At 28.7% G+C, this 13527-nt stretch carries 10 protein-coding genes and 1 other annotated feature; all 10 genes read right to left on the minus strand.

All coding sequences use genetic code 11. The features are described from left to right. Positions 1 to 69: 69 nt before the first annotated feature. A complete protein-coding gene (locus tag BLP75_RS11335; RefSeq protein ID WP_092726166.1) occupies positions 70 to 1755 on the minus strand; it encodes an AbgT family transporter in 1686 nt (561 codons plus the stop codon). Positions 1756 to 2300: 545 nt separating this feature from the next. Beyond that, a complete protein-coding gene (gene ileS / locus BLP75_RS11340; RefSeq protein WP_092726168.1) occupies positions 2301 to 5408 on the minus strand; it encodes an isoleucine--tRNA ligase in 3108 nt (1035 codons plus the stop codon). Between the two features lie 102 nt (positions 5409 to 5510). Then, positions 5511 to 5746, minus strand: a binding site (T-box leader). Between the two features lie 68 nt (positions 5747 to 5814). Beyond that, on the minus strand, positions 5815 to 6351 hold the full coding sequence (locus BLP75_RS11345; protein ID WP_092726169.1) for a DivIVA domain-containing protein: 537 nt from the start codon (positions 6349 to 6351) through the stop codon (positions 5815 to 5817). 10 nt (positions 6352 to 6361) lie between these two features. After that, entirely contained in the window at positions 6362 to 7147 is a 786-nt protein-coding gene (locus BLP75_RS11350; RefSeq protein WP_092726171.1) for a YlmH family RNA-binding protein, read from the minus strand. 12 nt (positions 7148 to 7159) lie between these two features. Then, positions 7160 to 7435, minus strand: a complete 276-nt coding sequence (locus BLP75_RS11355; RefSeq protein ID WP_092726172.1) for a YggT family protein — start codon at positions 7433 to 7435, stop codon at positions 7160 to 7162. A gap of 33 nt (positions 7436 to 7468) precedes the next feature. After that, positions 7469 to 7930, minus strand: a complete 462-nt coding sequence (locus BLP75_RS11360) for a cell division protein SepF (RefSeq protein ID WP_092726173.1) — start codon at positions 7928 to 7930, stop codon at positions 7469 to 7471. A 36-nt stretch (positions 7931 to 7966) separates the two neighbouring features. After that, complete coding sequence (locus BLP75_RS11365) at positions 7967 to 8668, minus strand: YggS family pyridoxal phosphate-dependent enzyme (RefSeq protein ID WP_092726174.1); 702 nt, start codon at positions 8666 to 8668, stop codon at positions 7967 to 7969. An 8-nt stretch (positions 8669 to 8676) separates the two neighbouring features. Beyond that, the gene (locus BLP75_RS11370) at positions 8677 to 9768 is read right to left on the minus strand and encodes a biotin/lipoyl attachment domain-containing protein (protein WP_092726175.1); all 1092 of its coding nucleotides are present in this window, start codon (positions 9766 to 9768) and stop codon (positions 8677 to 8679) included. Between the two features lie 230 nt (positions 9769 to 9998). After that, a complete protein-coding gene (locus BLP75_RS11375; protein ID WP_092726176.1) occupies positions 9999 to 11465 on the minus strand; it encodes an alanine/glycine:cation symporter family protein in 1467 nt (488 codons plus the stop codon). A gap of 295 nt (positions 11466 to 11760) precedes the next feature. After that, positions 11761 to 13248, minus strand: coding sequence for an alanine/glycine:cation symporter family protein (locus BLP75_RS11380; RefSeq protein WP_092726177.1), 1488 nt, complete (start codon positions 13246 to 13248; stop codon positions 11761 to 11763). Between the last annotated feature and the right edge of the window lie 279 nt (positions 13249 to 13527).

The following is a 13527-nucleotide window of genomic DNA, read 5'->3' on the forward strand; positions in this document are numbered from 1 at the left end:
TTAAAATCAATTTATAAAAAAAAGTATATGCTAACTTATAAAGTTAACATATACTTTTATATTTAATATTTATATAAAGAATGATGTCGATGGTCCTATTGGTATTCCAGCTAAAGCCCATAATACCGCAACTATTGTCCATCCTATTAAGAACGCTATAGATATCGGCATCATCATACTCATTAAGTTTCCAACACCAAAATCTTTTTTATATTTTTGTCCAAACACTACTATAACACCAAGGTAATTCATTAATGGTGATATTACGTTAGTAGCTGAATCTCCTATACGATACATTAATTGTACACCTGCTGGAGAGAATCCTGCAACCATTAGCATAGGTACAAATATAGGTGCAAGTAATCCCCACTTAGATGACGCTCCACCCATAAATAAGTTAACAAATGCTGTTAAGAATATGAATGCAACCATTAATATCATAGACATAAACATGCTTCCTTCTGGTATTAATTCAACTAAACTAGCACCTAATGATGCAACTAATACTCCTAAATGTGAATCATTGAAGTAGTTTATAAATTGTGCAACGAAGAATAGTATAACTATTATCGGAGCCATATCTGCCATTGCTTTGCACATTGCAGGAACTATATCTGCTGCCTTTTTGAATTTACCTGATTTAAAGCCATAAAGTAATCCTGATGCTGCAAATATAACAAACATTAACATTATAACCATATCGCCCTTAAAGAATATAGAATTTAAGAAACCATCTGCTGCACTTGAAGCCATTGCTCCATCAACTAAGCTAACTAATGCTACAGTTGTTGATAAATCCCCCACTACTGGTATAACATTATTTTTATCTATTGGTAAAGCAGCTAACACTATTAAAGCTACTACTATTAACATTATTTTATTTGTAAACTTATATGCATTTTTCTCTTGTTGAGTTATTTCATGATCTGCTTCTATCTCTGCATCTTTTTTATTGTATGAACCTAATCTTGGCTCAACAAACTTGTCTACAACTATAGTACCAAGTATTATTATTACAAATGTTGATGCTATCATAAAGAACCAGTTACTTGTAACTGATAAAGTTCCTGCTAATTGAGTTTTAGCCATTGCATCACCTGTCTCAGCTGCTGCTTGAGTAAATGGTAATAATAATGCGTCTGTAGAACTTACGAATAAGTTTGCACTGAATCCTCCCGAAACACCAGCGAAACCTGCCGCAAGACCTGCTAAAGGATGTCTTCCTAATGTATAATACATTAATGCTGCTAAAGGTATTAATACAACATACCCTGCATCTGAAGCCATATTAGACATAACTCCTAAGAATATAACAACTGGAGTAACAAGCTTCATTGGAGTAGCTTGAACTATACTCTTCATTGCCATTGATAAATATCCACTTTGTTCCATAAGACCTATTGCTAACATTATTATTAATATAGTACCTATTGCATACATATTCATAAAGTTAGCTATTGCAGTTCCAACTACATATGATAAACCATTAGAGTATACTTCTGCAACTTGTGTCCCTGTAGGACCTACTTTTAATACTTCTATAGGCTTTTGACCTAATAAGTTATTTATTGGGAAATCTCCTAGCTCTGTGTGAGCTACTACTCCCATACTTCCTAGTACTGCTGAAAGAACTAATACAAATATTCCGATGTATATAAACATCAGAACTGGATGAGGTAATTTATTTCCAAGCTTTTCTATCTTGTCCATAAACCCCATCTTTTTCTTTTCTTGTGTTTTTGCACTTACATCCATTAAATTTTTTTCCTCCCTCAATTTTCTAGCTTTTTACATAATACCTAAGTTAATTCTATCACATTTCGACACCGTTTTCATTGTTTTCATGCAATTTCTAATTTTTTTATAAAATTCATCACTTTCTTTTTATTTTAAGTGTATTTTTCTAATTTTAACTTTATTTTTTAAAGTCAAAAACCTTATGAAAACATTTTTAAAAAGCTTTTTTATAATTTTCATTGTTTTTTTATATGCTTTTTTAAAGTTTTTTTAAATTATTTTCCATTTTTAAATTTTTAAATTTTCAAAACATTTAAACTTTTAAACTTTATTTTATTTCCATTTTTTTATATTTAGATTTACTTTTTAAGTTTTAACTAAGATTTATTAGATATTTTTTTAACAATAGGTTAAATTTTTATTTAATATTTTATTCATTTAATATTTCACACTTTAATTTTAACTAAATTTTATAAGGTTATTTTTTCATTTATTATAAATTCCATTTTTTACATAAATAAAAAAACTCCTCATAGTAGCAATCCTATGAGGAGTTTATCATATTATTTTCTTGTAACTTTTATACCTGTCATGTGGTCATTTAAGTTATGTTTTTCTAAGCTTTCATCATTTGATCTAGTTATTTCTAAAGCTAAAGTTTCTGATTTTATATAATCCTTGTAATTTTCAACTGCATTTGCTATCTCATCATCTGAGCAAAATTCTATATCTATATTGTCTAATACATCAAAATTACTTGCTTTTCTTAATTGTTGTATTTTAGATATAAATTCTCTTGCATATCCTTCTTCTATTAACTCTGTAGTTAATGTAGTATCTAATATAACGAATAAGTTATTTTCCATAGATACATTAAATCCTTCTTTAGCAGATATATTAACTAATACATGCTCTTTATTAAATTCAAAGTCTTCTCCATCTATATCTACAGTTAAACTTTCTCCATTTTCTAATTTAGGTACTACTTCGCTAGGATTTAACTTATTTAAAGCTCCAGCAAAGAATTTCATTTTTGCTCCTAATACAGGTCCTAATACTTTAAAGTTTGGCTTTAATGTAAAGTTCATATATTCACCTAAGTCTTTAGCAAATACAACTTCTTTTACATTAAGCTCTTCTTTTATTAATTCTACTACATCACTTATAGTTTCTTCATATTTTCCATCTACTAATACTTTTTGTATTGGTTGACGTACTTTTATTCTTGTAGCTTCTCTTGATGCTCTACCTAAAGTAACTAAGTTCTTAACTAAGTCCATTTTAATTTCTAATTCATTGTTTATTAACTCTAAATTAGCTTTTGGATATGAACTTAAGTGAACTGAAACTTCATTAGTTAAGTTTCTATATATTTCTTCAGATATATATGGAGCAAATGGAGCTATTAAACCACAAAGCTCTGTTAATATCTCATAAGTTGTGTTATACACTGATTTTTTATCTTCTGTTAGTTCAGTTGCCCAGAATCTTCTTCTTGAACGTCTTATATACCAGTTAGATAAATCTTCATTTATGAAATCTTGTATCATTCTTACTGTTTTATTTAATTCAAATATAGCTAAGTTTTCTTCTACTTCTTTCTTTAAGTTGTTAAACTTAGATAATATCCATCTATCTAATTCTGGTCTATCTTTGTATTCTACAAAGAATTCAGTTGGATTTACTTCATCCATATTTGCATATAATGTGAAGAAGTTATATACATTTTTCATAGTTCCTAAGAACTTACTTTGAACTTCTTTTAAACCATCAACATCAAATCTTGTTGGAGTCCATGGTGGAGATACATATAATAAGTACCATCTTAAAGCATCTGCTCCGTGTTGATCAAATAATTCAAATGGATTTACAGTATTTCCTCTAGACTTACTCATTTTTTTGCCTTCTTTGTCAAGTACAAGGTCATTAACTAAAACTCTCTTGTATGGAGCTTTCCCCATAACAAATGTAGATATTGCAAGTAATGAATAGAACCATCCTCTTGTTTGGTCTATACCTTCACATATAAAGTCAGCAGGGAATAATTCTTCAAAGTTTTCCTTGTTTTCAAATGGATAATGATGTTGTGCAAATGGCATTGATCCACTGTCAAACCAACAGTCTATAACCTCTGTTACTCTTGTCATTGGCTTTCCGCAACACTCACATTTTAAGTGTATATCATCAACATATGGTCTGTGTAACTCTACTGTTTCTGGATTTACATCCTCTATAGCCTTTTTAGCTAATTCTTCTCTTGAACCAACTGAGTCTTTATGTCCACATTCACACTTCCATATATTTAAAGGAGTTCCCCAATATCTACTTCTAGATATTGCCCAGTCATTTAAGTTTTCTAACCAGTTACCGAATCTTCCTTCTCCTACGAAAGATGGATACCATTCAACTGTATTATTGTTTTCGATTAATTTATCTTTTAATTTTGTCATTTCTATATACCAGCTTGGCTTAGCATAGTATACAAGTGGAGTTTGACATCTCCAACAGTGAGGATAGTTATGAGCTACCTTTTCTTTGCTGAATAATTTATTTTCTCCATGTAACCATTTTATTATTTCAACGTCTACTCCTTCTTCCATGACAAATTTACCTTCCCATGGAGTAGTTGTAAACTTACCGCTTTCATCTACTGGTTGTAATACTGGTAAACCATATTTTCTACCTAAATTGTAGTCATCTTCACCAAACGCTGGAGCAGTATGTACTATACCTGTACCATCTTCAGTTGTTACATAATCACCACAAGTTACGAAGAATGCTTTTTCATCAGTTTCAACAAAAGGCATTAATTGTTCATATTGTATATGTTCTAAATCTTTACCTTTCATTTCTTCTAGTACTTCATAATCTTCACCTAATACTTTATTAGCTAAAGCTTTTGCAACATAATATACTTCATCATTTTGTTTAACTTTTATATAGTCAACCTCTGGTCCTACTGTTAAAGCAACATTTGAAGGTAATGTCCATGGAGTAGTTGTCCAAGCTAAGAAATATTCATTAGCATCAGCTCTTTTAAACTTAGCTATTACTGTATTATTTTTAACTTCTTTGTAACCTTGAGCAACTTCATGTGATGCAAGTCCAGTTCCACATCTTGGGCAATATGGAAGTATCTTATGACCTTCATACACATATCCTTCTTTATTAAATTTATCTAATATCCACCATACAGATTCTATATAGTTATTATCTAATGTTATATATGGATTATCTAGGTCTATTTCATATGCCATTCTTTCTGTCATTTCTCTCCATTGCTTTTCAAAAGAAAATACAGAGTCTCTACATTTAGCATTAAATTTATCTAGTCCATAAGCTTCTATTTGTTGCTTATCAGATAATCCTAATTCTTTTTCTACTTGTATTTCTACAGGTAATCCATGAGTATCCCATCCAGCTTTTCTCTTTACTTGATATCCGTTCATAGTCTTGTATCTACAAACTGAATCTTTTAATGTTCTAGCTATAACGTGATGTATTCCAGGATTTCCATTTGCTGTTGGTGGACCTTCATAGAATACAAAACTTGGATCATTTTTACCTTTTTCTAAAGTTTTTTCAAGCATATTGATATCATTCCAATATTTTGAAACCTCTGCTTCTGCTTGTTTTACAGAACTGTCTACTAATGGCTTAAAGTTTGCCATAATATCACCCTTTCTTTAAATTTATTTTATTTATAACCTTGTATATACCCAGGTGTTAATATAGTGGAATTTATTTTTACATAAAAAAACCCGCCCCCTAATAAAAGGGACGAGTATTAATCGCGTTACCACCCTAATTCTATAAAATATTATTAATAAAATATTTTATAGCACTCTATAGTATAGTTTAACGGCACTAACCGGCTCAGCTTAATTGATTATAATCGTTCAGCCTGCAGCTTAGGAGTGATCTTCGACTTTATAAATTTATTGGTTCTCAGCTTATCCAACTCTCTGTGAAATTATTTAAAGCTTACTGTCTCCTTCATAGCTTTTATATAATTATATTTTGTTATATAATATGAAATTTTATAACAAGTTTTTGTAATAGTCAATATTTTTTTAATTAAGGTTGTTCCATTGTTACAGCAACTTCTGTTCCTTTTTCTAAATCAAATAATGTTGTTGTTTCAAAACCACTTCCATTATTATCATCTACATTGTAAAATATTTCGTCTATACTTCTAATCTCATCTTCTAATAATGATTTGAATTTATTTCTAAATATCTTAAACTCTTTTACCATTTCATCATATTCTTTTCTTATATCTACGACTCTATTATTTGCTTGCTCTATTATTTGTCTAGATTTTAAGTCAGCTTCTTCAATCATTATCTTAGCTTTTTTATTAGCTGCACTACAAGTATCTTCTGCAACACTTTCTGCTCTTATAAGAGTTGCCTTTAAAGTTTCCTCTATATTTTCATATTTATTTATTTGATCTTGATATAGTCTTACTTTTTCTTTAAGCTCTACATTTTCTCTATATAAAACTTCAAAATCTTCCTTAACTATATCTAAAAATTCATCTACTTCTTCTTCTTTGTATCCTCTTATTGCCTTTTTAAAATCTTTATTTTCTATCTCTATTGGAGTTAGCATATATTTCCTCCTATATTATTAACTTAGCTTCAATTTTTATTCTTCCTTTTTTAGTGAGTTCGCCAATTTTTACTATTTTAGATCTTCCTTTACCTCTAACAGAAATTAGTGATTCATCTTTTATTTCTTTAGACGGTGTTGTTATTTTTTCATAATCAACTTGAACTCTTTCACTGTTTATATATTTAATACTTTCTTGCCTAGATATATTGTATAAACCGCTAATTATACAATCTATTCGATGAGAAGATACAGTAAAAGATAAGTCTTTATAGCTTGGTGTACTTTCTATTATGTCACTTTTATTTATTTCAAAAACTCTTACATTATTTCTAGCTACTTTATTCAAATTAATTAATATAAAATCACAAATATCTTCACTAACTATTAACTGGCAAAAATTATCATGTATAATAATATCTCCAACCTTTTCTCTTTTTATACCTAAACTTAATATAGCTCCTAAATAGTCTTTATGAGATACACTTTTAAATTTAAAATTGCCCTCTATTTGTATAAATTTAAGACCTTGATTAATATCTTCATAGTCCATATAAAACGGATATATAAATATAGAGCATCTTTCTGCATTGTGATATCCACCATCAACAGCATATTTTAAGTCACTATTAGAATTAAGTATTGAAATCGCATTTTTTATTTCATAAGGATTAAAAAAATCTGTTTGTTTTACATCATAATTTTTCATACAGCTGTTAGCTTTATCTATAACTTTAAACATTTTATTTTTTAAATCTATATCTTTAATATGATTAGTTAATTTTAATTTTTCCATTATATCGCCTTACTAGAATATTAATAGTGCAACCCTCTGTAATAGCATTAAAACCAATATAGCTATCATAGGAGAAAAATCCATTGGCCCACTACTGTATTTATACATTACATTTCTTATAGGTGCTTCTATTGGATATGTAACACTGTTTAAAAAATTATATATACTACTTCCTATATCACTATTCATTACATTAGGTATCCAAGTCATAAAACTTCTAATAACTATGACCCATATTAATATATCAAATAGTTTATATAGTGCATACCCTATTAAACCTGTACTCATCTAAAAACCCCTCTACTTTTTATTTATTTTTTATTATTTTGTATTTTGCCAAGGGAATAATGTTTTACTGTTTTCAAGCTCTTTTTTTATGCTAGCGTCTATATCTACATTATTAGGAGCTAATATAAATATTGCTTTAGATACCTTTTGTATTGTTCCATCTAATACATAGACTGCTCCATTCATGAAATCAAATATAGATTTTCTAGCTGTAGCATCATTTAAATTTTCTAAGTTAACTATAACAGCTCTCTTGCTTTTTAAATGATCTGCTATAGTAGTTACTTCATCATACTTTTTAGGTTCTACTATTACTACTTTCATTTGTGTAGTTGTATGTAATTTAACTATATTTGTACTTTTTATTGCATTTCCAATGCCTTCACCTATTTCATCTTCTTCTGCAACTATCTCTTCTTCTTCTTCCATGTACTCATAATCATCATCTTCATCAACCACCCAGTTTTTGAATTTCGAAAATAATCCATCTCCCATTGTTAACTTCCTCCTTAATATTTATTCATTAGTTTACTATTTGTTATAGTTTCTTTCTCCAAATATTGACGTCCCTACTCTTACAATCGTTGATCCTTCTTCTATAGCTATTTCATAATCATTACTCATCCCCATAGATAAGTATTCCATAGATACATTAGGGATATTTTTTTGTTCAATATTTATAGATAAATCTTTAAGCCCCTTAAATACTGATCTTACAGTTTTTTCATCTTCAGTAAAAGGTGCCATAGTCATAAGACCTCTTATTCTTATATTTTTGTATTTTTTAGATACATTCTCAATAAATGATAAAACATCCTCTTTATCTAATCCATGTTTACTTTCTTCTTTTGATATATTTACTTGAACTAAACAATTTATAGTCCTATTTATTTTTTCGGCTCTTTTTTGAATTTCTTCACATAAAACTTCTCTATCTAATGAATGTATCATGTAGACCTTGTCTATTATATACTTTACTTTATTAGTTTGTAAACTTCCTATTAAATGCCAATTAACCTTATCACCTAATACATCATACTTTCTAGCAAGTTCTTGTGGCTTATTTTCTCCTACATTTGTTATTCCATTGTCTATAACTTCTTGTATAGCATCTACATCTACTGTTTTAGTTACAGCTAATAACATAACATCGTTTTCTTTTCTACTTGATTTTTCTGTTGATTTTTTTATATTATTTCTTATGTAATTTAAGTTTTCCTTTATATTACTCACTTTTTCACCTACTTCATTTTTATATTTTTATTTATAGCATTTGGCTTTAAAATAATTTCATCATATAAATTAACTGTTTTAGCTCTATCTATGTTGTTTTTATAATAATCTAAATATATAAACTCATCATCTTCATGTTCAATTCCTTTTAATTCTATGAATTCGGTATCCTGAGTTTGTTCATTTATTACATATACACCTTTTTTTTCATTGACAACCTTTACAGAGCTTTTAGGTATTTTTAAACCTTCTATTTGTTTATATATTATATCAAATTCTTCTACTCTTGTATCGTAAATTCCTACATTTTGATTAGTTATTTTAAATATAATAACAACATCTGATCCATTTTTTTCTATTTGTTCAACTTTAGCATCTATTTCTTCTTTATTTAATACTATTTTTACATTTTGGCCTTTAACAAAATTTTTAGATTCGTCTTTTGATATACAACTTACTAAGTAAGATTCATAATTATTTATAATCCTAGCTACAGGCTCTCCTTTTGTTATAGTTGAATTGCTTTTTACCTGATTATAATTATTTTCTTCTTTTTCTATATCATTTTTAGTTATTTTTTTCAACTCATCTAGTGTATATTTATCTTCTTTATTATCAAACTTATATGATACAACGCCTGACATCTCTGTATGAATGTAAGATGTGCCTTTCTCCTTTTCACTTTCCAGAATTTTTTTCTCCTCTTTTTTATTTTTCAATTTATTTTCTTCTATCTCTTTGGCTATCTCGTTATTTGACTCACTTATTGATTTTGTAATATCTTTAATTTCTTCATTAGCTTCATTTATTTTTTTATCTATTTTGTCAACTTTTTTATCTTTTTTTATACATGCTATAGTTTCATTTTTTCTTACTTTGTCTCCCTCTTTAAACTTTAAGTCTACAATTCCATTTTCCTGTGAATTTATTACATACTCTTCTCTAACTATTATACCCTTAGTTTTCATTGTTGCCTTAAATTCCTCAACTTCTAATGCTAATGTCTTTGTATTTTTACTTAAAAATACTAGTGATATCTGAAATATTAAATATATAAATACTCCTAGTATTAAAACTTTAGAGCGTCTTATCTTTTTCAATAGTATTCTCCTTTCACTGCAAATAATTTACTTAATTATTTCTCCAATAACCACTATATATCCTCTTATTGTAATTCACAAAAGGACTACATACTTTTTATCATTTCTACTAAAATCAATATTTAATGCTAATGTATAACATAAGTAGATAATTTTAATTATCTAAATAAATACTTTCAATATAAAATAGGCTAATTTAATAAATAAATTAGCCTATTTTATATTTTTAATTATTTATTTTTTAATTTTTCTACCCAAAAATCTGCATTTTTAATTCCTAGTTTAATAGGATCAAATTTTATATCCTCTCTAGGTATATTAGCTTTCTTTTGAGCTTCATAATCTTTAAGAGCGACTAATGCAGGTTTTGCTATTATTAATATTGCTATTATGTTTAACCATGCCATCATGCCTACACCTATATCCCCCATTGCCCAAGCTAATGTTGCAGTTTTTATGCATCCATAATAAGTTGCGCCTAATAGTACTATTTTCAATCCTATCATCACATATTTTTTAGAACTATCATTACCTTTAAATATTTTTTTATATAAATACGCTAAGTTAACTTCTGCTATATAGTAATATGCCATTAATGTTGTAAATGCAAAGAAAAATAATGCTATTGCTACGAATGCTGATCCAAAACCTGGTATTAATGTATCTACAGCTATCTGTGTAAATGCAGGGCCAAAATCTACTCCTGGTAAATTTTCTACTATCATTTGACCTTTACCATTTAACACGTTATAACTTCCTGTCATTAATATCATAAATCCTGTTGCTGAACATACAAACAATGTATCTACATATACCGAAAAAGCTTGAACAAAACCTTGCTTAGCTGGGTGACTAACTTCTGCAGCTGCGGCTGCTTGAGGTCCTGTTCCTTGACCTGCCTCATTTGAGTAAACTCCACGTTTTACTCCCCATGCTATTGTTGATCCTATGATTCCTGCAAATGCTTGTTCTGATCCAAATGCAGATTTAAATATTAATGCTAACACGTCTGGTAATTTTTCTATATTTACAAATATTATCACTAAAGCCATTAGTATATATGCAGCTCCCATAAATGGTACTATTAATTCTGCTGCTGAACTAATTCTTTTTATTCCTCCAAATATTATAAGTGCCAATAATGCTACCACAAATATTCCAGCCATCCAAGTTTGCATTCCAAAAGCATTTTGAACACCTATTACTATTGAGTTTGCTTGAACACCTGGTAAGAAAAATCCTGTTGCTAATACTGTTGCTACTGCAAATAGTATTGAATACCATTTTAATCCCATACACTTTTCTATATAATAAGCTGGTCCGCCTCTATATTGTCCATCGTCTACTTCTTTATAAATTTGTGCCAAGGTAGATTCAACAAATGCTGAACCTGCTCCTAAAAATGCTATTGCCCACATCCAAAATAGTGCACCGGGTCCTCCCATTGCTATAGCTGTTGCAACTCCAGCTATATTTCCAGTTCCTATTCGTCCTGCTAAGGCTGTACATAACGCTTGAAATGAAGATATTCCTTCTTCTGATTTTTCTCCTTTTACAAGTAGTACAACCATTTCTTTAATGTGCCTAACTTGTAAAAATCTAGTTCTACAAGAAAAATAAATTCCTGCTCCTAAACAAAGTCCAATTAACCAGTTACTCCAAATCACACTATTAATCGCATTAATCACAGATTCCATAAACTATCCCCCTATATAATTTTTAGGAACTCATCCCCAACTAAAAATGATTTCTATAATTCCTGGATTTAATTTCCTTAATAAATTATACTCATCTCCTATATTTTTAGTGTGTTAAGCAATAGTTAAATTTGTTAATATTTCATTAATTAAAATTTTATATTTAGATAATAGCTATTGTTATATTTATTTTTTTGTTAACTATATTAATTACCTGTAAAGTTTATAAAAAATACACTATATATAATATAAAAAGGCTCTTTAGCACACAAATATACTAAAAAGCCATTTTAAGTTATTTAATATTTTTTACTATTCGTTTGTTTCTTTCTATCCAAAAATCAGCATTTTTTATCCCTAATTTTTCAGGATCAAAATATATTTCTTCTCTAGGAACTCCAGATTTTAATTGACTCTCATAATCTTTAAAACACTTCATAGCAATATTTGATAATCCAAGTATAGCCACTATATTAAGCCATGCCATACTTCCAACTCCTATATCACCTAATGTCCATGCTAGTGCTGCTGTTTTTACACAACCAAATGCTACTGCTCCTAGTAACACAATTCTTAATAAATTTATTCCTAATTTACTACTACTTCCACCTGTTATTTTCTTACATATATATGTTACATTAACTTCAGCTATATAATAATATGCCATTAATGTTGTAAATGCAAAGAAGAATAATGCTATTGCTACAAAGGCTTCCCCAAATCCTGGAATTAAACTACTTACAGCAGTTTGAGTATATATAGGACCTATCTCTGCTCCCGGAAGATTTTCTACTATCATAGCTCCACCTTCACCCATTACATTGTAGCTTCCTGTCATTAATATCATAAATCCTGTTGCTGAACATACAAATAATGTATCTACATATACTGAAAATGCTTGAACTAAACCTTGTTTAGCTGGATGGGTTACTTCCGCTGCTGCTGCTGCTTGAGGCCCTGTTCCTTGGCCAGCTTCATTAGAATAAACTCCACGTTTTACTCCCCAAGCTATTGTCGATCCTATTATTCCTGCAAATGCTTGCTCTGCTCCAAATGCAGATTTAAATATTAATGCTATTATATCTGGTAATTGTCCTATATTAACAGCAATTATAACTAAAGACATTAATATATATAATCCACCCATGAATGGTACTATTAATTCTGCTGCTGATCCAATTCTTTTTATTCCTCCAAATATTATAAGTGCTAATAAAATTACTAAAACTATAGCTATTATCTGAGGACTTATATTAAATGCATTTTTTACTGCCACAGCTATTGAATTAGATTGAACACCAGGTAAAAATAATCCTGTTGCTAACACTGTTGCTACTGCAAATAATATACCGTACCATTTAGAAAAAGTTGTATTTCCAAATCCCTTTTCAATATAATATGCTGGTCCTCCTCTATATTGACCATCATGTTCTTCCTTATATATTTGAGCTAATGCAGATTCTGCAAATGCTGATCCTGCTCCTAAAAATGCTATTGCCCACATCCAAAATAGTGCACCTGGTCCTCCCATTGCTATAGCTGTTGCAACTCCAGCTATATTACCTGTTCCTATACGTCCTGCTAAAGCAGTACATAGTGCTTGGAATGAGGATATTCCCTCTGCTGATTTTTCTCCTTTAAATAACAACGTCACCATTTCCTTTATATTTCTAACTTGTGAAAATCTGGTTCTAAAAGAAAAATAAATTCCTGCACCTAAACATAAATATACTAGCCAATTACTCCAAATGACATTATTAACGGCATTAACAATCCCTTCCATAATATACCCTCCTAGATAAAAATAATAAAATTGAGATTAAATATAGATTTCTTTAATAAGTCCATTTTAAAATTTAATCTCTTCAAAATAATAATTCAATAAAAATTTCATTACACCTTTATATTTTTTCAATTTTCTGAATTTTAAAATTAAAAAAATATTCTGAATATTTAAATTATATCATAATATATAAATAAAATATATATTAATATACTATAATATTATATAAATTTAAGTTCCATTATAATAAAGAATTTATTTACCTATATAATAATTGTA

Origin of the sequence: Romboutsia lituseburensis DSM 797 (genome assembly GCF_900103615.1) — a bacterium.
Classification (GTDB): Bacteria; Bacillota; Clostridia; order Peptostreptococcales; family Peptostreptococcaceae; genus Romboutsia_F; species Romboutsia_F lituseburensis.